18 protein-coding genes and 1 pseudogene are annotated in these 22,457 nt (G+C 65.0%); 9 read left to right on the top strand and 10 right to left on the bottom strand.

What is annotated here, in order from left to right:
• From ACTHJ1_RS16180 to ACTHJ1_RS16150, 7 genes are all read left to right on the top strand, one after another.
• A partial coding sequence (locus ACTHJ1_RS16180) for an outer membrane beta-barrel protein (protein ID WP_440194394.1) occupies nt 1–1,013 on the top strand: 1,013 nt, incomplete at its 5' end.
• 180 nt (nt 1,014–1,193) lie between these two features.
• Nucleotides 1,194–2,117 carry a hypothetical protein gene (locus ACTHJ1_RS16175; protein WP_440194391.1) on the top strand — a complete coding sequence of 308 codons (924 nt, stop codon included), beginning with the start codon at nt 1,194–1,196 and terminating at the stop codon, nt 2,115–2,117.
• A gap of 55 nt (nt 2,118–2,172) precedes the next feature.
• Nucleotides 2,173–3,120 (top strand): hypothetical protein, encoded by a 948-nt coding sequence (locus tag ACTHJ1_RS16170; RefSeq protein WP_440194388.1) that lies wholly within the window; start codon nt 2,173–2,175, stop codon nt 3,118–3,120.
• A 2-nt stretch (nt 3,121–3,122) separates the two neighbouring features.
• Nucleotides 3,123–3,893 carry a hypothetical protein gene (locus ACTHJ1_RS16165; protein ID WP_440194385.1) on the top strand — a complete coding sequence of 257 codons (771 nt, stop codon included), beginning with the start codon at nt 3,123–3,125 and terminating at the stop codon, nt 3,891–3,893.
• Between the two features lie 65 nt (nt 3,894–3,958).
• Nucleotides 3,959–4,468, top strand: a complete 510-nt coding sequence (locus tag ACTHJ1_RS16160) for a hypothetical protein (protein ID WP_440194382.1) — start codon at nt 3,959–3,961, stop codon at nt 4,466–4,468.
• A gap of 128 nt (nt 4,469–4,596) precedes the next feature.
• Complete coding sequence (locus ACTHJ1_RS16155; protein WP_440194379.1) at nt 4,597–7,248, top strand: cation-translocating P-type ATPase; 2,652 nt, start codon at nt 4,597–4,599, stop codon at nt 7,246–7,248.
• Nucleotides 7,245–8,255, top strand: a complete 1,011-nt coding sequence (locus ACTHJ1_RS16150) for a sodium:calcium antiporter (RefSeq protein WP_440194376.1) — start codon at nt 7,245–7,247, stop codon at nt 8,253–8,255. Before ACTHJ1_RS16155 ends, ACTHJ1_RS16150 begins: the two co-directional genes overlap by 4 nt.
• Before the next feature lie 478 nt (nt 8,256–8,733).
• Here the strand turns inward: ACTHJ1_RS16150 and ACTHJ1_RS16145 are convergent, their stop codons facing one another.
• The 5 genes and pseudogenes from ACTHJ1_RS16145 to guaB form a co-directional block, all read right to left on the bottom strand.
• Nucleotides 8,734–9,684, bottom strand: coding sequence for a nucleotidyl transferase AbiEii/AbiGii toxin family protein (locus ACTHJ1_RS16145; protein ID WP_440194373.1), 951 nt, complete (start codon nt 9,682–9,684; stop codon nt 8,734–8,736).
• Nucleotides 9,668–10,489 (bottom strand): type IV toxin-antitoxin system AbiEi family antitoxin domain-containing protein, encoded by an 822-nt coding sequence (locus ACTHJ1_RS16140; protein WP_440194397.1) that lies wholly within the window; start codon nt 10,487–10,489, stop codon nt 9,668–9,670. The genes ACTHJ1_RS16145 and ACTHJ1_RS16140 overlap by 17 nt, the downstream gene beginning before the upstream one ends.
• Nucleotides 10,490–10,630: 141 nt before the next feature.
• Nucleotides 10,631–11,464, bottom strand: a pseudogene (locus tag ACTHJ1_RS16135) (tyrosine-type recombinase/integrase).
• A 310-nt stretch (nt 11,465–11,774) separates the two neighbouring features.
• Nucleotides 11,775–13,382 carry a glutamine-hydrolyzing GMP synthase gene (gene guaA / locus ACTHJ1_RS16130; protein WP_440194370.1) on the bottom strand — a complete coding sequence of 536 codons (1,608 nt, stop codon included), beginning with the start codon at nt 13,380–13,382 and terminating at the stop codon, nt 11,775–11,777.
• Nucleotides 13,383–13,469: 87 nt separating this feature from the next.
• On the bottom strand, nt 13,470–14,930 hold the full coding sequence (gene guaB / locus ACTHJ1_RS16125; protein WP_440194367.1) for an IMP dehydrogenase: 1,461 nt from the start codon (nt 14,928–14,930) through the stop codon (nt 13,470–13,472).
• A gap of 98 nt (nt 14,931–15,028) precedes the next feature.
• Here guaB and ACTHJ1_RS16120 point away from each other — a divergent pair, with 98 nt between their 5' ends.
• The gene (locus tag ACTHJ1_RS16120; protein WP_440194364.1) at nt 15,029–15,898 is read left to right on the top strand and encodes a class I SAM-dependent methyltransferase; all 870 of its coding nucleotides are present in this window, start codon (nt 15,029–15,031) and stop codon (nt 15,896–15,898) included.
• Entirely contained in the window at nt 15,895–17,283 is a 1,389-nt protein-coding gene (gene dbpA, locus ACTHJ1_RS16115; RefSeq protein ID WP_440194361.1) for an ATP-dependent RNA helicase DbpA, read from the top strand. The genes ACTHJ1_RS16120 and dbpA overlap by 4 nt, the downstream gene beginning before the upstream one ends.
• A gap of 69 nt (nt 17,284–17,352) precedes the next feature.
• On the opposite strand, the gene ACTHJ1_RS16110 is transcribed toward dbpA, so the two are convergent.
• From ACTHJ1_RS16110 to ACTHJ1_RS16090, 5 genes are read right to left on the bottom strand one after another with little or no spacing between them, the layout of a single operon-like run.
• A complete protein-coding gene (locus tag ACTHJ1_RS16110) occupies nt 17,353–18,549 on the bottom strand; it encodes an acetate/propionate family kinase (RefSeq protein ID WP_440194358.1) in 1,197 nt (398 codons plus the stop codon).
• A complete protein-coding gene (locus tag ACTHJ1_RS16105; protein ID WP_440194355.1) occupies nt 18,546–19,580 on the bottom strand; it encodes a bifunctional enoyl-CoA hydratase/phosphate acetyltransferase in 1,035 nt (344 codons plus the stop codon). Before ACTHJ1_RS16105 ends, ACTHJ1_RS16110 begins: the two co-directional genes overlap by 4 nt.
• Before the next feature lie 21 nt (nt 19,581–19,601).
• The gene (locus ACTHJ1_RS16100) at nt 19,602–20,981 is read right to left on the bottom strand and encodes an MBL fold metallo-hydrolase RNA specificity domain-containing protein (protein ID WP_440194352.1); all 1,380 of its coding nucleotides are present in this window, start codon (nt 20,979–20,981) and stop codon (nt 19,602–19,604) included.
• Nucleotides 20,978–21,853, bottom strand: coding sequence for an LOG family protein (locus ACTHJ1_RS16095; protein WP_440194349.1), 876 nt, complete (start codon nt 21,851–21,853; stop codon nt 20,978–20,980). Before ACTHJ1_RS16095 ends, ACTHJ1_RS16100 begins: the two co-directional genes overlap by 4 nt.
• On the bottom strand, nt 21,854–22,306 hold the full coding sequence (locus ACTHJ1_RS16090; protein ID WP_440194346.1) for a universal stress protein: 453 nt from the start codon (nt 22,304–22,306) through the stop codon (nt 21,854–21,856).
• Between the last annotated feature and the right edge of the window lie 151 nt (nt 22,307–22,457).

Raw genomic sequence — 22,457 nt, 5'->3', positions numbered from 1 at the left:
AGCACGAGCTGGATTTTCACGCTTCGCTAGACAGTACGCGCTATGCGACCTACAAAACGGAAAACTCCAACGACTATCACCTGAGCACCGAAGGCCGCTACGATTTCAGCTCCGACACCAATGTGTACGGCGGCGTACATTTCTCGCAAGAGCATGAAGACCGCGAGTCGCCCTCGGCACGCAATGGATTGACGCCTACCCTGTACCATCAGCTGCGGCTCTACGGCGGCGCGTTTCGCCAGTTTGGCCGCGTCTCGGTGCGCGTGGCCGGCACGGCCCAGAAGCTCGACTACAACAACGTCGACTTTCTCACCAGCAGCGGCGCCATCAAACTCATCAACAACGGCGACCGCAATCGTTGGCAATACACCGGCGGCGTGCGCGTCGGGTATGAAATCACGCCGCGTATCGAGCCCTACGTACAGATTGCCCTCGACAACCGCCGCTACGACAGCGCGGCGGACGATCTGGGCTATCAGCGCAATTCGAGCGGCATGCGCTATCTGGCGGGCGTGCGTTGGAACATTCCGCGGACGCTGAAACTCGACGCATTTGCGGGATGGATGCAGCAGGATTACAAAGACCCGCGTTTTGGCACCGTGAGCGCGCCGGTGATCGGGACCGCGCTGCAGTGGTCGGCCACCGACCGCACCACCTTGACGGCGTATCTCGATCGGACCATCGAAGAAACCACCGTGACGTCCACGCCGTCTCCCAGCGTGGTGTTGGTCTCGTCGAGCTACATCAACACCTATGCGTCGCTCGGCGTGGAGCATCGGCTGACCGACAAGCTGACGCTGCGCAGCACGGGTTCGCTGTCCCACGTCGCCTATCAGGGCCTGCCCCGCAACGACGACTATTACGGGCTCACGCTCGGATTTGTCTATCGCCTTCACCGGAATCTGTATTTCGATCTGAGCGTCACCGGGCGCAGGCTGTACTCGAGCGTGCCCGGCGAAAACTTCAATCAGTACACCGTGATGGCGCGCGTGGCGATTCCTTTCTCGCACTGATCCGCGTCCCAGCATAGGCGCCGTCGGCAACGATTTGCCGGCGCGTCGCGTCCTTTCGTCGCCATGCATCGCATATCGGGCGAATTCGCTCGAGCGCCGATCAAGCGCCGCACACAGCGTGCGAAACCTTGATTCGCATCAATATCGTCGGCTTGCCAACAGCGAGAATGGAATCGAGTGATGCAGACCCAATCCGAGGTGGATTGGATTCCGATGCAACGATCGGGCGCACTCAACCCAACACGAGTAGAGAGGATCGTCATGTCCACCAAGACCCTAACCCTGAGCAAGATTGCCATTGCCACCGCAGCATCGCTGGGCATGGCCGTGAGCGTCAGCAACATCGCCCCAAGCTGGCTCGCAGCGATCGCGCCGATGCCGGCCGCGCACGCCCAGAGCGGCACGCCCAAAGGCCAGGGTGGCCCGGGTGCCGACCGCGGCAGCAAAGGCAAGCACGGATCGTCGACCGATTCCGGGTCGAGCGGCTCCGGCCAAGGCGGCCCGAGCGACGACAGCGACGCGAAGGGGCCGAAGTACGGCGGCGGCGGCTCCAAGCCGGCGCCCGGCACGCAAGGCGGCAAACCCGCGTGGGCTCAGGAGGGCATTCCTTCGGATCTCGAACTGGGCCGTCTGAACGTGGCCCGTGCGCCGTCTCATGTGCTCGACCGCTCGCTCGCCGACGCGCTCTCGAGCATGCAGCCAACGTTCTACAACCAGGTTCTGGCCATTGCCGACAACGCGTCGCTAAACATGGATCAAAAGGTTGCCGCGCTGCAAGCCCTGGTCAAATCGACCTTTGCCGACACATCGATCGTGATGGTCGATTCGCCGCTGCAAAACCTCGCCCTCTACAAAGACATGCTGACCACCGGCCAGATCGTCAGCAGCTCGGGAACCTACGATGCCAACACCGCCACGCGCTCCCTGCTGCTGGCGGCGGTCTTCATCGGCACGGCGTCCGACAAGACCTTGCCGGTCAGCACTGCGACGGTCGACGCGATCAACAAGATCATGTCGTTGACATTGCCTGACGGGGTCTCGGATGTCGAGCTGGGTGCGGCGGCCGAAGCCGTGCGCGCCGCGATTTCGGAAGCGCATGGCTGATCGACCCGGCCGCCAACTTCCCGGCCGCTCCCTACCGATTGCGCGAGTCACGAAAATGAACGCTGTCATTCACCATAAAGTTCGCGTCGCGGCGATTGCCCTGACGATCATCGGCACCCCGCTGCTTGGATTGGAGCTTGCCGGCGTCTCGACCCTGCCCGGCATGATCGGCACGGTGCATGCGCAGGATGCCGGCGGCGGTCACGACAGTGGCGGCGGCGGACACGAGAGCGGCGGAAGTGGCGGACATGGCGGTGGCGGTGGACACGAAGGCGGCGGCGAGACCGGAGGAACCGTCGAAAAAGGTCACGGTACACGATACGGGCACCAGGGCCACGAGAGCGGCCAACATCAGGGCGCCATCTCACACCCGACACCGGGATCCGAGCGCTTCGGCGGCGGCAGCGGCGTACGCGGCAACGGCCAGGTGCCCGAGGGCGTCGGGCACTACGGCAGCGGCGCAAGCACCACGGAAGATGCGGGTCGCACCCGCCTGCGCTACTGGGGAGGGTGGTCCAACCCGGACGATCCATCGACCCCACCCGACACCGGCACGGAACCGGGCACCGACACCGCCTCCGATTTCGTCGCCGGTCCGGGCAGCGGCCCGGCCATCAACGTGCGCGGCTCGCTCGATAGTTCGCCGCGCTGCCAGGGCGTAGGACCCGGCATGACCGCTACGCAGCAATTCAGCGGCAGCAATCTGCTGCGTCTGAACGAAGCGCGCGGCGAGCTCGAGCCTGCGCTGGCCGCCAGCGGAAAGATCGCTGCGCCGTACTTGATGGGCAATCTGCAAAACGAGCTGATCAAGCCCGCGCCCAATCCGGAATTGGCAGGCACCCTGCTGGGGCTGGTGGCCAGGACGCCGGTCACGCCTGCAGCGGTCAAAAGAATCGGCTTTTTGCTGTGCGCCAGAATGAGCGACGCGCAAGCCGAGCAGATCGCCCAGATCGCCGAACAACAACGTACCGCGCTCGCCGCCGCACCTGTTCCCGGGAAATGATCATGCAAATCTTGACCGATCTGCTGCGCCGGCAATGGACCTTGCCGCTGACTGCCGCACTTGCTGTCGCGGCAGCAATGCTGCCGTCCGATGCCGGCGCGCAAGGCCGCACCGGCACCGCAACGGGTCCTTCGAACGGCACGCTCGGCGGCGGAGCGAACGGGGCATCCAATCGCGGCGGGGCAGGCGGTGTGAGCAATCCGAGTCCGGGCTCGGGCACGGGCGCGTCGGCCAACGGCGGGGCCGCGAACGGCCGAACGCCGCAAGCCACCGAGTCATCCCGGCAAGGCTATCTTGGCGGGCGCACCGCACCGGCCGTCACGCCGCCCGACACGCCACCCGGCACATCACCCACCGTACCCAGCGCACCGTTGATGGCGCTGCCTGCGAGTCTGTTCGGAAAATGCACGCATTCGGCCGCGCTCGCATCGCCGCAGGCTCGCTTGAGCGGCAACAACCTCGCACGTATCGACGCGCTCGCCGACGGGCTGATGCCGGGCGCCCCGCAAAGCGCGCTGACTGCGCGCTACCTGCTGGCCGACATGCAGGCAGAGCTGGAAAAACCGGACCCCGACCCGCTGCTGGCCGGGACATATCTCGGCATGGTCTCGGTGCGGCCGGTGACAGAGGAATTGGTGGCAGTGGTGGGCGAATCGCTTTGTGCTCCGCCGCTGCCGCCAAACCGCGCGCGCGCCATCGCCGCGATCGCGGAAGCGCAGCGGCTGAAACAGCGACCGCAATCGGGCGCGCCCACCATCGCGCCCAAGCCGTAGATCGTCTTTCAGGAACATTTCCCCCTTCGCGGGCAATCGCCTGCACGCAAAACTTGGAGAACAACATGAAATCGCGCAAATTGCTGGGCTCGTTGGCTCTATCGTCGACCCTCGTCCTGTTGCTGGGCGCAAACGCGGGCGTCGCGAACGCGCAGGACCAGACGCAGGATCGAACCCAGGACCGAACGCAGGATCGGACGAGAGATCCGTCGCAAGACAGGGATCGACTGCAAGACAGAACCCGCGACCGCACGCAGACGCAATCGCGCGACACGATCTATGGCAGCCAGCTGATGACGCAGCGTGAGCGAAATGAATATCGCGCCAGAATGCGCGCCGCGAAAACCGCGCGCGAGCGCGAGACCATTCGATTGGAACATCACCGCCAAATGCAGGATCGCGCGCGCTCGCGCGGCGTGGTCTTGCCGGATATGCCGCCCGCGCGCGGCAATAGTCCAGGCCGAGGCGGCCCCGGCAGTGGCGCCGGTGGCGCAGGCGCCGGTGGTGCCGGCGGCGGCGGTGCAGGCGGCGGTGGCGCAGGAAATAGTGGTGCAGGCGGCAGCGGAAACCGCTGACACCGGCTGCGAGCGACACCCATCGAGGTACCCAGCTCGCCGCTGAGCAGGCGGATACCCTCGCGGTTCACGAGAGGAGATGTGCCATCAATCCGCCGATCGCACCCCACTTGTCGGCGCCTGTACGATTGCCCGAGAGCCCGCACGCCCTGCCTGCCGCCCAGGTGCTGGCAGCGTTACAGGTGACGAGCGCCGATGGACTGTCCGCGGACGCCGTGACGGCGCGGCACCAACAATTCGGGCCGAACACGATCGCCGCCCGGCGTGCAGCCAATGCCCTGCGGCTGCTGCTGCGTCAATTCACGAGCCCGGTCGTCTACCTTCTGGGCGCGGCAGCCGCGCTCGCGTTCTATTTCGGCGAATTGGAGGAAGGCGGCGCCATCGTCATCGTCCTTGCGATCAATGCGCTGATCGGCTTCGTGACCGAATTGAAAGCGGCACGGTCGATCGAATCGCTGCGTGCGCTCGGCGGCCGCACCGCCCGCGTACGCCGCGACGGCGGCGTGCGGCTCGTCCCTGCCGAAGAACTGGTGCCCGGCGACATCGTCCTGCTCGACGCCGGCGATGCGGTATCGGCCGATCTGCGGCTCGTCGAGGCGTCTCGCTTGTCGGCAGACGAGTCGACGCTGACGGGCGAATCGGTCCCCGTCGAAAAAGAGAACGCGCCGGTCGCACGCAACGCTCGTCTCGGTGACCGCATGTCGATGCTGTTCAAGGGTACGGCCGTGACGCGGGGCAGCGGAGTGGGCATCGTGGTAGCTACCGGGCTTGCGACCGAGCTCGGCCGGGTGACACAACTGCTCATCAAAGCCGATGCCGGCAGTTCGCCGCTCGAGCGCAAGCTCGCCCGGCTGTCGGCGCAACTCGTCTGGGCGACCCTGGTGGTCGCGGCGGCGATCGCCGGCGTCGGTCTGATCGTCCAAGAGGATCCTTTTCTGATGATCGAGGCGGCGATCGCGCTGGCCGTCGCGGCAATTCCCGAGGGCCTTCCGATCGTAGCGACGCTCGCGCTCGCGCGGGGCATGTGGCGAATGGCGCGGCAGAACGCATTGATCGAGCGCTTGTCGGCGGTCGAGACACTCGGCGCCACGACCGTCATTCTGACCGACAAAACCGGCACCCTGACCGAAAACCGCATGACTGTGCGGCGCCTGCACGTGGGAACGGGCGAGATCGCGATCGATCCGAGCGCACATAAAGGTTCCCAGGCCTTCCGCGGCGCCGACGACCGGACCGTGAATACGCTGCTGCGCATCGCCGTCCTATGCAATGATGCGTACCTCGATAGCGTGGAGGACGAGGGGAGCGGCGATCCGATGGAAATCGCGCTTCTGCGCGTCGGACTGCGGGCAGGCCTCAGGCGGGCTACGCTGCTGCGCGGGCATCGCCTCGCCCGCAAGCATGCCTTCGACTCCGCCACCAAGATGATGGCGACGGTGCACGAAAGCGGCGATGGCTTTCTCGTTGCGGTCAAAGGTGCGCCCGAAGCAGTCGTCGGCGCCGCAACGCGCGCGATCGGGGAACACGGAGAGGTCGCGTTGAATGACGATGCGCGCGCCGAATGGCTCGCGCGCGCCGCTCAGCTCGGTCATCACGGTTTGCGCGTGCTTGCCTGCGCGATGAAGATGGAAACGCAGTCCGACAGCTCGCCGTACGACGGTCTCGTTCTTGTTGGGCTGGTCGGCCTGGAGGACCCGGCCCGTGCCGATGTGCCGAGCGCTATTGAAGACTGCCATCGCGCCGGCATTCGGGTCGTGATGGTGACGGGCGATCACGCGGTAACCGCACGCAGCATCGGCCGCGCTGTCGGACTCGCCGATTGCGCAGCCCATGTCGTCGACGGCAAGGCGATCGCCAAGGTAATCGAGGCCGGCCCGGCCGCCTTGCGCAACATCAGCATCTTCGCACGCGTGATTCCGGCGGAGAAACTCGCGCTCGTGAAGGCCTACCAGGCGGCCGGAGATATCGTCGCCATGACGGGCGACGGCGTCAACGATGCGCCGGCACTGCGCCAGGCCGATATCGGCGTGGCCATGGGGCTGCGCGGGACCGACGTGGCGCGCGAAGCGGCGGCCATGATCCTGCTCGACGATACCTTTCCCACCATCGTCAAGGCGATCCGCCAGGGTCGCGTCATCTTCGGCAACATCCGTCGTTTCGTCGCTTATCTCCTATCTTGCAATCTGAGCGAGGTGATGGTGGTTGGAATCGCGGTGGCATCAGCGCTGCCGCTGCCGCTATTGCCGTTGCAGATCCTCTATCTGAACCTGCTCACCGACGTGTTTCCTGCCTTCGCTCTGGCGATGGGCGAAGGCGAAGCGGGCATCCTCCAGCAACCGCCGCGCGATCCGAAAGAGCCCATCCTCGGCCGCGCGCAATGGCTCGCCATCGCATTGCAAGGCATAGCCCTTACAGCGGGCACGTTCGCGGCACTCCTAGCCGCGCGCTGGCTCGATCTCGATGCGCGCCAGTCGGTGACGGTCACCTTTCTCACGCTCGCCTTTGCGCAGCTCTGGCACGCCTTCGATATGCGGAGCGTTCATGCGGGGATCTTCGTCAATGAGGTGACACGAAACGGCTGGCTGTGGGGCGCCCTGGCACTCTGCGCCACGCTACTGTGCGTACCGCCCTACCTGCCGCCGGCTGCGCATCTTCTCCAATTGGCGCCGCCCAATTCTGCGATGTGGGTCGTCGTGCTGGCATGCAGCCTCGCCCCCCTAATCGCGACGCAGGCGATCATGGCCGTGGCTGGCCTGCGGCATGCGAGAACGCAGCGATGACCGGGCTGCTGCTGCCCTGGCTGAAGTTCGTCATATGCGTTGCGATGATCGGCCTCGCCGGCCCAGTCCTCACCCGCTACGCGGACACCATCGCGCATCTTACCGGCCTATCGCGTTCGTGGATCGGCCTGGTTCTGATTGCCACCGCCACTTCCCTGCCGGAACTTTTCACCGGCATCAGCGCCGTGACCGCCGCGAACGCGCCCAATATTGCGGTCGGCGACGCGCTCGGCAGCTGCGTGTTCAATTTGGTGATGCTGGTGCTGCTCGACGAATTGAGCCGCAAGGAGCCCATGTATCGCCGCATCGACCAGGGGCACATCCTCACCGCCGGATTCGGCGTGATTCTGATCGGTACTGCCGGCGCCTTCCTGCTGCTCAGCCAGAATGCGCTTAGCTTCACGCTCCTGCACATCAGCGCGTACACGCCGTTCATAATCGTGATATATCTCGTCGCGATGCGCGCCGCATACGTCTACGAGCGGCGCGTGCATTGGCCGCCCGAACCCGCCAAGGTCGACGGCAGCATCACGCTGAGAAGTGCCGCGCTGCGCTATACCGCAGCCGCGACCGTCGTCGCCGTTGCCGGCTCCTGGCTGCCGTTCGTCGGTCAGGAGATCGCGACGGCGATGGGGTGGAAGACAACCTTCGTCGGCACGCTGTTCGTCGCCGGCGCCACCTCGGTACCGGAACTGGTCGTCACCATCAGCACGCTACGCCTCGGCGCCGTCGACATGGCGATAGGCAATTTGCTCGGGAGTAACCTGTTCGACATCTTGATCTTGGCGGCGGACGATCTCGCTTATCGAAAGGGCCCGCTCCTGAGCGCGGTGTCCCCGGCACACGCCATCACTGCCTTCGCCGCAGCGATCATGTCGGGGATCTTCATCGTCGCCATGCTGTACAAGCCGCAAACACGTTTGGGCGGAGCGATCGGCTGGGTCAGCCTGTCGCTGCTCATCGTCTACCTGTTGAGCGCCTACGCGGTTTTCTTGCTCGGCCACTGACCGGAGCTCAACAGTAGACGAATGCGAGACAGTACGCCTGAGGATGGGCCAGGCTCACTCCCACTCGATCATCAACAGACCGCCCAAACCCCCGTTGTAAAAGGATTTGGCTGTGCTCAATATGGGCCTTTACCGTCGTCTTTACCGTCACGCGCGTGGGCTTTTTGCCGACGCGGGAGATGGGGCCATTTGCAGAACGACGACTCTGGCAACCGTATTGTCAACCATCTCGAAGGATACCGAAAACAGGAAATTCTTGTCACCAACCAGGCGGTACCTTTCAGCCAGATCAAGGATGATTCCTGTCTCGAAGACTCTCGGGAATCGCAAGCCGCTCGCGGCTGCATGACGCCGTAGATAGCCATCCACGGTGCACACGCTGTCTGCCTGTCGACGCAGAGCATCATCGTGCAACCCATGCGTTGGCCTAACTCATAGACCCATGTGAAATCATGAACCATCGTTCCGATCTCCTTCGTCATCGGGTACCAGCGATCCGCGCCAGCGTTTCTTCAAGCGCCTGGCGATCCGCTGCACGCTTGCCCGCCGTGCGCTGCGCAAGGTTGTGCAGCTTGCGCCGCACGCCCGGCAACGCCGCCGCATGCGCAAGACCGATCATGCCGAAGTCCGGCTGCTCGCTCTCCACGGACCGCAGAAACGCGCACGACGGCTCATCCAGCCACGTGGCCACGCGTGACACCAAACGCTCGCGACTCTCCAGCAAGGCCTCGACCTCAATGGGCTCGGTCGTCATGCCCTTGAAATGAGCCTCGAAGGTGGCCGCGAAATCCGCTGGTACCCGGAGCGCAAGCATTTCCCAGGCGGGCTTGGGACTGCAGGTCAGGTACACGAGGAAGGTGCGCCAGAGCACTGCATCCGCTCGCTCGTCCTGCAGCAACAAGCCCACATCGAAGAGATCGCGCGGATGCTGCCGCGACAGCGCCGCCGCGAGCTTGCCGGCATACAGGTCCGCGAAGTCCAACACCTGCACCTCGGCAAAGCCGAACGCCTCCTCCACTTTTGGGCGCACGACCATGCGACGCGCCGGATGCACGGTGCCGCGCATCACCGGCGTCGTCTCGATCTGCACGCGCGAACGACCGCGGCTGGCCACCAGCCGGGTAACCGTTCCAGCGCCCTCGCCCGCCGAGGTCTGCACTTGCAGTTGCAGCGGGCGAGCGCGCAGCACATCAGCCAATCGCCCAAGGGCTTCGGCAATCAGCTTCGCATCCTCGGCGTAGTCGTGCACCGGCAGCCACGCCAAGTCGATGTCCACCGACAGACGCGGTAGATCGTGCTCAAACAAGTTGATGGCCGTACCGCCCTTGAGCGCGAAGCGCGGCTCCTGCGCGAGCACCGGCAGGATCTCGACCAGCAGCCGCACCCGGTCGATGTAGCGCCGATCCCAATGATCAAACCAGGTGCTCATCGAGGTCTCCCGGCAAGGTGATCTGGTAGGTGGGGTGCAGGCGACCACCCGGCACGAGCGCGCGCTTGCCCCGGCCCAGATCGACGTCCTCCATCGGCACGTGCGCCAGCCACGCATGCCGATGGCGATCGGCCAGTGCCAGGAACAACCGCTTCGCCTTGATGCTGCGGCAGTGACGCAGCAGCAGGCCGACGCGCTGCGGGCGCAATGTGGTCATGGCCTGCATCAGCGCGTCGGCCTCGTAGACCAGCGCCGCGTCCGACACGCCGTCGCACAGCTCCAGCATGGCCCGCTCCGAGGTCGAGCACACCAGCGCATCGGTGCCAGAGCCGACCGGATGCCACGCCAGTCCCTGCCCAGACAGCACGGACTCGGACACCTCGGCCGTGAACGGCACGGCAGGCAGATTGAATGGCCCCTTGCCCAGGAACGCGAAGCGCTCCTGCAACGGTACCTTGCTCACCCAGCCTGGCGGCCGCTCCGGCCCGTAGAGCGTGATTGTCCCGGCGTCGCCCAAGCGCAGGTAATGCTCGTGTCCTTGCAAGGTCAGCGCGAAGCGCCCCCCCACATGGAGCGGCATCCCTTCCCCGGCCTGCAGGCTGCGCACCACCCCATCCCACTGCAGGCGCCCGCCCTGACGCATGTACACGCCACGAGACGGCGAGACGAGCCAGCCGCTGCCCACATAACGCGCGACAAGGCTATTGGAATAGCCGTGCGCCCGTAGCCAGCGACTGGACACCAGGCGCGTATCGCCCAGTTCAGCCAGCAGGCGGTTCAGTTTCCCTGCATTTTGATCACTCATAGTACTCAAAATACAGATTTATCGAACTTTTGCCAAGATTCAAGGTTCAATAAATGAAAAATTAGATCACCCAAAGTGATCTTTTTATTGAAATAATAAACCATACGCCTTCCATCGCCAGTACCCCGCGCCCCGGGATCTTCATGCCCCCCTCTCACCGGTCGCGCGCAGCATCGGTACCACCACATTCTCCGGCATAAGCTTCGGCGCGTAAGTCTGCCCGCCGATCCAAGCATCGACCATGTTGGCCCACGCTTGCAGCATGTGGCGCCGCTGCTCGGCGTATTCGGCTTTGTTGTAGATAGAGCGCGACGAACGCCAGTCCTCGTGCGCCAAGCACTTCTCGATCCGGTCCCGGTTGAAGCCCAGCCCGGTCCTTTGGTACGAAGGTAGCGATCGAGGCCGCGCCCACGCTGTCGGCTGGGTTGTCCACCTTTTCGCCGTGGGCGATGGCGTAGACGTAAACCTGCTTCACGATGTCCCGAATCTGGACAGCCGTGGCCGGCGCCCCGCGCTCCTTGACCTTGTTGCACAAGGCACGCAGGTCTTCGGCTTGGATTTCGGTCAGCAGGGGGTCCTGGAAGACCGGCAGGATATCCCGGTCGATGATGTGCTCGCGCATGGCGCGCGTGCTGTCGGCCAACCTTGCGTTGGCCAGCCAGGTGTCCATCGCCGTGCCGAAGGTCTTGATGGCGCCCACCCGCGCTTCTCGCGCTGCTTTTCGAGCGCAGGTGAGTTGCCCTTGAGCACGGCTTTGCGCGCGTCCAGGAGCAGTTCGCGCGCCATCGCCAGCGAGATGCCGCCGGGGCCGTAGCGCCCGAGCGTCAGTGTCTCGCGGCGCCCATTGAGACGATAGTCATAGCGGAAGGTGACGGTACCGCCAGGCAATACCGTCACGTACATCCCATCCCGGTCAGAAGCCTTATAAATCCTGGACTTAGGCTTCAGATTTCGTAGTGCAGCGTCAGTAAGCATCGAGGTTTCCTCCGGCTTGTGACGGCTTTACCGTCAGGTTTTACCGTCAAGGACCTGGAGACCTGCTGATGCCCGGAAAGCCGCATGAAACAAGCATTCCCGAGAAGGCTTTTACTGTCAAAGACGGTAAAAGTCTGAATAGTGAACGAGAGCGTCTTAATCCGGCCTCGATTTTTACCGTCAGCTCTGCCGCCAACTTTTTCTGCTGGCCAGCGATAGCCACCAATAGCTGCCGCGACGTATTTCTTTCTAAGTCAACACGTTACGTCAGTTTTTCGATAGCTGGCGATAGTCCTCGAAGGACGTCAATTCACTCCCACTCGATCGTCGCCGGCGGCTTGCTGCTCACGTCGTACACCACCCGGTTGAAGCCGCGCACTTCGTTGATGATGCGCGAGGACACCTTGGCCAGCAGCGCGTGCGGCAGCGGCGCCCAGTCGGCGGTCATGAAGTCGAAGGTCTGCACCGCGCGCAGCGCCACGACGTATTCGTAGGTGCGCCCGTCGCCCATCACGCCCACCGACTTGACCGGCAGGAAGACGGCGAAGGCCTGCGAAGTCAGGTCGTACCAGCTCTTGCCGGTTTCCTTGTCGATGGTCGAACGCAGTTCCTCGATGAAAATGGCGTCGGCGCGGCGCAGCAGGTCGGCGTATTCGAGCTTGACCTCGCCCAGGATGCGCACGCCCAGGCCGGGGCCCGGGAAAGGATGGCGGTAGACCATCTCGGGCGGCAGGCCCAGGCTGACGCCCAGTTCGCGCACTTCGTCCTTGAAGAGTTCGCGCAGCGGTTCGAGCAGCTTGAAGTCCAGGTCGTCGGGCAGACCGCCCACGTTGTGGTGCGACTTGATGGCCGCGGCCTTGCCGGTCTTGGTGCCGGCCGACTCGACCACGTCGGGGTAGATGGTGCCCTGGGCCAGCCATTTAGCGGATTGTGACCCAGCGCTCTTGAGCTTGGCCTTCTCGGCCGAGAAGACCTCGACGAACTCCTTGCCGATGATCTTGCGCTTGGCCTCGGGATCGCTCACGCCCGCGAGCTTGCCCATGAACTGGGCGGTAGCGTCGACGTGCACGACCTTGACGCCCATGTTCCTGGCAAAGGTCTCCATGACCTGCTTGCCTTCGTTCAGGCGCAAGAGGCCGTGGTCGACGAAGACGCAGGTGAGCTGGTCGCCGATGGCCTTGTGGATGAGCGCGGCGGCCACGGACGAATCGACGCCGCCCGACAGGCCGAGGATGACCTCGTCCTGGCCGACCTGCTCGCGGATGCGGGCCACGGCTTCGGACACGTAGTCGGGCATGTTCCAGTCGCCCGAGCAGCCGCAGATCTCGCGCACGAAGCGCGTGAGCATGGCCTGGCCCTGCACGGTGTGCGTGACCTCGGGGTGGAACTGCACCGCGTAGTAGCCGCGCGCCTCGTCGGCCATGCCGGCGATGGGGCACGAGGGCGTGGACGCCATGAGCCTGAAACCCGGCGGCATTTCGTCGACGCTGTCGCCGTGGCTCATCCACACCTTGAGCATGCCGTGGCCCTCGGGCGTGGCGAAGTCCTGGATGCCTTCGAGCAGCTTGGTGTGGCCGTGGGCGCGCACCTCGGCATAGCCGAATTCACGGTGGTCTTTATAGGTGACCCTGCCGCCCAGCTGGTTCGCCATGGCCTGCATGCCGTAGCAGATGCCCAGCACCGGCAGGCCCAGCTCGAACACGGCCTGGGGCACGCGCATCGAGGCCTCGTCGTAGGCCGACGCGTGGCTGCCCGAGAGGATCACGCCCTTCAGGCCGAGCCTGGCCTGTTCGCGGATGAAGTCGTCGCGGACGTCGCCGGGGTGGATTTCGGAGTAGACGCCCGCTTCGCGCACGCGGCGTGCGATGAGCTGGGTGACTTGCGAACCGTAATCGAGAATCAGGATGCGCTGGTGCATGGAGTTCTGCCGGTTGGATAAAAATGACCGCACCGGCCAGAACTTGCGCTCTGCCGGTGCGTGGTGTCTTGAATCAGCTTGCCGGAATCAATCGGCGCGGTAATTGGGGGCTTCTTTGGTGATCTGCACGTCGTGCACGTGCGACTCGCGGAAGCCTGCCGAGGTGATCTCGACGAATTCGGTCTTGGTGCGCATGTCGTCGATCGACGCGCAGCCGCAGTAGCCCATCGAGGACCGGATGCCGCCCACCAGCTGATAGATGATGGCCAGCACGCTGCCTTTGTAGGGCACGCGGCCTTCGATGCCTTCGGGCACGAATTTGTCGGCGTTGTTGGCCGGATCTTGGAAGTAGCGGTCGGCCGAGCCGTCGGTCATGGCGCCCAGGCTGCCCATGCCGCGGTAGGACTTGTACGAGCGGCCCTGGAACAGCACGACCTCGCCGGGGGCTTCTTCGGTGCCGGCGAACATGCCGCCCATCATGCAGGAGGAGGCGCCGGCCGACAGGGCCTTGGCGATGTCGCCCGAGTAGCGGATGCCGCCGTCGGCGATGAGCGGCACGCCGGAACCTTCCAGCGCGCGGGCCACATCGGAGATGGCGGTGATCTGCGGCACGCCCACGCCGGCCACCACGCGGGTGGTGCAGATGGAGCCGGGGCCGATGCCGACCTTGACGCCGTCGGCGCCATGTTCGACCAGCGCGCGGGCCGCAGCGCCGGTGGCGATGTTGCCGCCGATGACCTCGACCTTGGGGAAGTTCTGCTTGACCCAGCGCACGCGGTCGAGCACGCCCTTGGAGTGGCCGTGGGCGGTGTCGACCACGATCACGTCCACGCCGGCGGCCACGAGCTTCTCGACGCGTTCTTCGGTGCCCTCGCCCACGCCGACCGCGGCGCCCACGCGCAGCTGGCCGTGCGCATCTTTGTTGGCGACGGGGTGCGCGGTGTTCTTGACGATATCTTTGACGGTGGCCAGGCCGCGCAGCTCGAAGGCGTCGTTGACGATGAGCACGCGCTCGAGGCGATGCTTGTGCATCAGGGCCTGGGCTTCGTTGAGCGTGGCGCCTTCTTTCATCGTGACCAGGCGATCTTTCGGGGTCATGATGTTGCGCAGGGGCTGATCGAGGCGGTCTTCGAAGCGCAGGTCGCGGTTGGTGACGATGCCCACGAGCTTCTTGCCCTCGACCACCGGCAGGCCGGAAATGCCGTGCTGGTTCTGCAGGGCGATGACGTCGCGCACCTTCATGTCGGGCGTGACGGTGACCGGATCGGTGACGATGCCGAACTCGTGGCGCTTGACGCGGGCCACTTCCCTGGCCTGCTCGTCGGCAGTGAGGTTCTTGTGGATGATGCCGATGCCACCCTCTTGCGCCATGGCGATGGCCAGGCGCGACTCGGTCACCGTATCCATGGCGGCCGACACGAGCGGGATGTTCAGGGTGATATTGCGGGTGAGGCGAGTGGCGAGCGACGTGTCGCGCGGCAACACCTCGGAATAGGCAGGCACCAGCAACACATCGTCGAAGGTGAGTGCTTTTTGGACGAGACGCATGAGAAAGCTCCAGGCGCAAAGTCCGATTATACGCTTACTTGCCCGATTTACTAGGGGTCAACCCTAGGGAATTGGGGGTTCCCGGGTAAAATCGCACCATGCCCGACTCTACCCACGACATTCGCCCCGGCCAGTCCATCGAGCTGCTCAAGGCGCTGCACATCCTGACGCGCGACGGCAAGATGAACCAGGACAGCCGTCGCAAGCTCAAACAGGTCTACCACCTCTTCCAGTTCATCGAACCGCTCTTGCAAAGCGTGCAGGACGAACGCGGCGCGGTCACGCTGGTGGACCACGGCGCAGGCAAGTCCTATCTGGGCTTCATCCTGTACGACCTTTTCTTCAAGGCGCGCGCCGAGGCCGCGCCCTCGTCTTCGCACATTTACGGCATCGAAACGCGCGAGGAACTGGTGCAGCGTTCGCGCGAACTGGCCCGGCATCTGGGCTTCGAGCAAGGCATGTCGTTTTTGAACCTATCGGTGGCCGATTCCATCGCCTCGCGCGAACTGCCACCCACCGTGGATGTGGTGACGGCGCTGCACGCCTGCGACACGGCCACCGACGACGCGATCCGGTTCGCGCTGGAGAAAAAGGCCCGCTACGTGGTGGCGGTGCCCTGCTGCCAGGCCGAGGTGGCCTCGGTGCTGCGCAAGAACAAAGCAAGCGCTCTGGCCGACCCGCTGGCCGAGATCTGGCGCCACCCGCTGCACACGCGCGAGTTCGGCAGTCAGGTGACCAACGTGCTGCGCTGCCTGCAGCTGGAAGCGCACGGCTACCAGGTCAGCGTGACCGAGCTGGTAGGGTGGGAGCACTCGATGAAGAACGAGCTCATCATCGCGCAGTACAAGAACTTGCCGAGGCGCAAACCGGCCGAGCGCCTGCGGGAGATGCTCGAGCGCATCGGCTTGCAGCAATTGAAAGACCGGTTCTTTGCACCTGAATCAACCCCCTTACAAGGCCCACTGTGACCGCCCCGTCGTTCTCCACGCTACCCCTCATCCCCGCCTTGCTGGACAACCTGCAAAGCCTGGGCTTCGAACGAATGACGCCCATCCAGGCACAGAGCCTGCCGCTCGTCCTGGAAGGCCGCGACCTGATCGCGCAGGCCAAGACCGGCAGCGGCAAGACCGCGGCGTTCGGCCTGGGCATGCTGCAGACACTGAATGTCGATCGACTGGCGCCGCAGGCGCTAGTGCTCTGCCCTACCCGCGAACTGGCCGACCAGGTCGCGCAGGAACTGCGCCGGCTGGCCCGCCTGATCCCCAACGTCAGGGTGCTGACGCTGTGTGGCGGCGCGGCGGCGCGACCCCAGGCCGAGTCGCTGGCCCGCGGCGCGCATCTGGTGGTGGGTACGCCCGGCCGCATCCAGGACCACCTGGCGCGCGGCAGCCTGGATCTGTCCGGCCTGAACACGCTGGTGCTGGACGAGGCCGACCGCATGGTGGACATGGGCTTTTACGACGACATCGCCGCCATCGTCTCGCACTGCCCGGCCAAGCGCCAGACCCTGCTGTTCTCGGCCACCTACCCTGACAACATCCGCAAACTCAGCGCCCGCTTTCTGCGCAACCCGGCCGAGGTCAAGGTCGAAGCCCAGCACGACGCCAGCCAGATCAAGCAGATTTTCTACGAGATCGGCGAGGACGAGAGGCTGGACGCCGTGGCCGCGCTGCTGGCGCACTTTCGCCCGGCATCCACGCTGGCCTTCTGCAACACCAAGATCCGCTGCCACGACCTGGTCGAGCGCCTGCAGGCCGAGGGCATCAGCGCCCAGGCGCTCAACGGCGATCTGGAGCAGCGCGAGCGCGACGAGATTCTGATCCAGTTCGCCAATCGCAGCTGCGCCGTGCTGGTCGCCACCGATGTGGCCGCCCGCGGCCTGGACATCCAGAATCTGGAAGCCGTGATCAATGTGGACGTGACAAAGGACACCGAAGTCCACGTGCACCGCATCGGCCGCAGCGGGCGCGGCGAGCAGAAGGGGCTGGCGCTGAGCCTTTGTTCGCCCGAGGAAATGCGCTGGGCCACGCTGATCGAGCAATACCAGGGCGCGCCGCTGAAATGGGCCGACATCAAATCGCTGCGGTCCAAGGCCGACCGCCCTTTGCGCGCGCCCATGATCACCCTGTGCATCCAGGGCGGCAAGAAGGACAAACTGCGGCCCGGCGATCTGCTCGGTGCCCTGACCGGCGACGGCGGACTGACTTTCGAGCAGGTCGGCAAGATCAATATCGGCGAGTTCAGTTCTTACGTGGCGCTGGATCGTTCGATTGCCAAACAGGCGTTCGCGCGCGTCTCCAACAGCAATATCAAGGGGCGCAAGTTCCGCATGCGCTTTCTGGAAGAGTTCTGACTGCGACCGGCGATGGGGGTCGGCCCGCGCTTTCGCCGAGCCATCGGCGCGAACGTGAATCGAGCCGGCTCATGACCGAGCCCCCGGCCTGAGCATGTCGTAGACATGGCGCGCGATCATGAGGTCCTCGTCGGTGGGAATCACCCATGCCGATACGCGGCTGCCGGGGCGGGTGATCCTCGATGCGTCTGCCGCGTTCGCCGCGTCGTCCAGTTCCACGCCGAGCCACGCCGCGCCCTCGCAGACTTTGCGTCGGATTTCGGCGGCATGCTCGCCGATTCCGGCGGTGAATACGAGCGCGTCCAGGCCGCCGAGCGCCGCTGCGAGCGACCCTAGCTCGCGTCCGATCCGGTATGCGAACAGGTCGACCGCCTCCCGCGCCGCCGGATGCGTGCTGTCGAGCAATTCGCGCATATCGTCGCTTACGCCGCCCGACACGCCGTATAGCCCGGATTCCTGATAAAGAAGATGGCTCACTTCGTCGGCCGTCATGCCCTTCTGCTGCATCAGATACAGCACGACGCCGGGATCGAGATTGCCGCAGCGGCGGCTCATCGGCAGACCGTCGAGCGCGGTGAAGCCCATCGTCGTGGCGACGCTGCGCCGATCGCGCATGGCGCACAGGCTCGCGCCGCTGCCCAGGTGCGCGACGACGACGCGGGCGTTCGCTGTCTCGAGTCCTGCGATGCCGGGCAGCGCATCGGCAATGTACTCGTAGGACAGGCCATGAAAACCATAGCGGCGGATGCCCTCGCCGGCCAGCGCGCGCGGCAGCGCGAACGCCGTGGCGAGATCGGGTTGCGTGCGATGGAATGCCGTATCGAAGCACGCGATCTGCGTCAGCGCCGGATGCTGCCTGGAGAGCGCGTCGATCGCCGCAAGATGGTGCGGCTGGTGCAGCGGCGCAAGAGGAATCAACGCGCGCAGCGCCTGAGTGACGGCGGCATCGATGCGTACCGGACCGCCGTAATCTCTGCCGCCGTGCACCACGCGGTGCCCGGCGGCGACCAGGCGGTATCCGCTGAACCGCACCTCGATCCAGCCGAGCAGCGCGGCAAGCGCATCCTCGTGGCTCGTACCGCCAGGACAGTTGGCGGCGAGCAAAGCCCCCGCGCCGTCGCTTGCGACGAAATGCAGCACATGACCGATATTCTCGATTTTTCCAGAGCAAATGAGCGCGTCGCGCACCGGAGAGGAATCTCCCGGGAATAGCGCGAACTTGATGCTTGACGAGCCCACGTTCAGGACCAGGATTGCGTCGCTCACGTGCGCACTCCTTTTGCATGGCGCGCGAGCAGCAGCCCGATGGCGCACGAGCCCAGGCGCGCGGGCGTCTTGTCGGCGCGGCTGGTCAGAATGATCGGCACGCGTGCGCCTAGCACGATGCCCGCGATCTGAGCTCCTCCCAGATACTCGAGCTGCTTGGCAAGCATGTTGCCCGCTTCGAGGTCGGGCACGACGAGGATATCCGCGCGGCCCGCGACCGTCGACACGATTCCCTTGGCGCGCGCCGCCTCCGGCGACACCGCATTGTCGAAGGCGAGCGGGCCGTCCAGAATGCCGCCCGTGATCTGCCCGCGATCGGCCATTTTGCAGAGCGCGGCGGCGTCGATCGTCGAGCGCAGCTTCTCGGTGACGGTCTCGACCGCGGACAGGATCGCGACGCGCGGCTCGCGGTTGCCCAGGGCGTGCGCAAGCTCGATCGCGTTCTGGATGATGTCGCGCTTGTCGGCGATCGTAGGCGACACATTGATTGCGGCGTCGGTCACGTACAGCGGTCGCGGATAGGCCGGCGCGTCGATCGCGAACACATGACTGATGCGTCGCCCGGTGCGCAATCCCAACGCCGGATCGATCACCGCATGCATCAGTTCGTCGGTATGCAATGCGCCCTTCATCAGCGCCTCGACCTGCCCCGCGCGCGCCATTGCGACCGCACGCTCGGCGGCCGCGTTGCTGTGCTCGACCGGGACCAATTCGTACGCCGAGACATCGATGCCCGCCGCGGCCGCGGCCGCACGGATCTTCACCTCGGGACCGACGAGCACCGGGACGATGAGGTTTTCCCTCGCAGCTTCGATCGCGCCGGCCAGCGAAGGGACGTCGACCGGGTGCACGACAGCCGTGCGAAGCGGCGCGAGCCCTCTAGTCATGCCGATCAGATGCTCATATCGATGCCATGCATGGGCGACCCCGGGCTCGGTCTGTGCGCGCCGCGGCGCTTCGGCAGCCGAAGTTCGGGCCGATGCCGCGCCGGGCCGCCGCGCCTCGGACGATTGATTCTTGATCGCAGCCATGGCAGACCTCCCTGCTCAGGGTCAAACAACGAACGCATCGCCGCGTTTGGGCATGAAGACTTCGGTATTTTCGAGCGCTGCGGCAAAGCTCAGCATCGCCCGCTCGTCGCCGTGCACGAGTACGGTCTTTGCCGGCTTCAGCGCACGATGCCAGGCTAGGAGCTCGTCGCGGCCGGCGTGCGCAGAAAAGCCGTTGATCGTGTAGAGCTGCGCACGCACCGGTACTTTTTCGCCGAACAGCGTCACCTGCCCGGCGCCGTCGATGATCTGGCGCGCCAGGGTGCCGCGCGCGGCATAGCCGACGAAAACGACGCTCGAATCGCGGCGCCAGAGGTTGTATCGCAAGTGATGACGGACGCGCCCGCCCGTGCACATGCCCGAGCCGGCCATGATGACCGCGCCGCCGACGAATCGATTCAAGGCAATCGAGTCCGCCACGTCGCGCGTAAAACGCAGGCCCGGCAGCATGAACGGATCCTGCTTGCCTTCGAACAGCGCCTGGTTGCGCGACGAAAAACAGTCCGGGTGCCTGCGAAACACCTCGGTGGCCGAGATCGCCATCGGCGAATCGAGAAACACCGACATCGATCGCGGCAGGCGTCCGAGCTCGACGCCCTGGCGCAGGTAATAAAGAATTTCCTGCGCCCGCTCCAGCGCGAAGGTCGGAATCACGACATTGCCTCCGCGCTGAAAGGTATCGCCGATCGCCTGGTAAAGCTCCTCGACCGAGGGCCCGAGCGGCTTGTGCGCACGGTCGCCGTACGTGGTTTCCATGACGACGACATCGGCAGGCGGCGGCGCCTGGGGATCGCGCAGAATCGCCCGGCCGCTGCTGCCGAGATCGCCGGAAAAAATGACCGACCGGACCGGGCCGCTCGTGTCCTCGAGGCGGATGCTCGCCGACCCGAGAATGTGACCGGCGTCGTGAAACGTCGCGCTCAGCGTCGGCGTCAATGCGATGGCTTCGCCGTATGCCGCCGCTCTTCCGAATCGGCCTAGCGCATCCAGCGCGTCCAGCGTGCCGTAGAGCGCCTGGCGCGGCGCGGCGCCGCCGCGATGCGCGTGCCGGACGCGGCGCTCGGCCTCCTCCTCCTGCAGATGCGCGGCGTCGAGCATGACCAGCCGAGCCAGCTCGCGAGTGGCCGTGGTCGTGATGATTTCGCCTTGAAAACCGCGCTTGACCAGCAAGGGAATGCGCCCGCAGTGATCCAGGTGCGCATGCGTGAGCAGGAGGTAATCGATCGACCCCGGATCGAAGCCGAACTCCTGCGCGTTCTCTTCGTCGAGCTCGCGGCCGCCCTGGTACATGCCGCAATCGATGAGAATGCGTGCGCCGCCGGCCTCGACGAGATGGCACGAGCCGGTCACTTCGCGATCTGCGCCATGAAACGAGATCTTCACGATGGATCTCCTTGCGTCTCGGGCCGCGCGGACAGGGGACCGCCGTTGTCGCGATGCCAGGCCAGGATGCCGTCCCAAGCCTGCTGCGCGGTCTCGGCATACCAGAACAGATCGCGTTCCGCCTCGTCGATGCAGCCCGACTCGACCAGAAAATCGGCGTCGAACACCTTGCGCCAATAGGCTTCGCCGATAAGCACGACCGGAATCGCCGTATTCTTGCGCGTCTGGATCAGTGTCAGCGCGCAGAACAATTCGTCTATCGTGCCGAATCCGCCCGGCAAGGCAACCAGCGCCGCCGCCCTTTTCATGAAGTGCAGCTTGCGCATGGCAAAGTAGTGCAGGCGCATGCACAGGCCGGGCGTCAGGTAGGGATTGGGATACTGCTCGTGCGGCAGCGAAATATTCAGGCCGACGCTTTTGGCGCCGACCTCGGAGGCGCCGCGGTTGGCGGCCTCCATGCCGCCCGGGCCGCCGCCCGTCAGCACGGCAAGGCCTGGATCGTTCGCCCGCCCCACCAGACGTCCCAGCTCTCTTCCGATATCGTAATAGCGAGACAGCTCGACGCGGCGCTCGGCAATGCGCAGCGCCCTAGCGTGCGCCGCGTTGCCGGGATCGGCCAGCGCATCGAGCAGCGCCGCGTCCCGTTCGCCGCGCGCTGTCGCGGGATCGCGCAGGCGCGTGCTGCCGAATACGACGATCGTTCTTTCGATGCCGTGGGCGCGCAATATTTCTTCGGTCTTGAGATAGTCCAGGTGCAGGCGCACGCCGCGCGTGGCATCGCCCTGCAGGAAGACCTCGTCACGATCGGCTTCCAGATAGGACGCGGCGTTCATGATCGCGCCGACGCGGTCATCCTGCGCGCGCAGGACCATTTACTTCTCTTTCTTGACGCGAAAAACCAGGGTGGAAATGCCGGCAAGACTCACCACCCTGGCTGCGACGCTGCCCAGCACCAGGCGCGACAGGCCGCTGCGGCCGTGACTGCCCATGAAGATCAGGTCGCAATGCTCGTCCTCGGCGGCCCGCAGAATGCCGTCGGCGACGTTATAGCTGGTCACGATGCGGGTCTGCGCTTTCACGCCCGCGGCCTTGGCGCGCTCGGCGAGCTGAGAAAGATACTTTCCCCCCTGGTCGGCGATGTCCTGTTCGTAATTCGCGGCATAAATCGCCGCTGTGCCGTCGAATCCGATGAACGCTTCCATCGGTTGCGCGACGAACACCGCCACGATCTCGGCCCCTGACGAACTCGCGAAGTCGATGCCGGCGTCGGCGGCCTGGTTCGATAACGCCGAACCGTCGGTGGAAATCAGAATTTTCTTGAACATGATCTCGCTCCTTGAAATGGCGGAATCGAAACGCGCCAAGATCGGCTCGTTCTGTCGATTGCGTTATTGGGCGAGATCAGTGTAGGGAGCAAGGCCCCAAAAACCTTTGATACAGATCAAGGGCAACTGCCAGACCGGGATTGCGCGGCGT

Origin of the sequence: Bordetella sp. (genome assembly GCF_051960075.1) — a bacterium.
Lineage (GTDB): Bacteria > Pseudomonadota > Gammaproteobacteria > Burkholderiales > Burkholderiaceae_B > Bordetella.
This window is presented reverse-complemented; position numbering and strand designations above follow the sequence as displayed.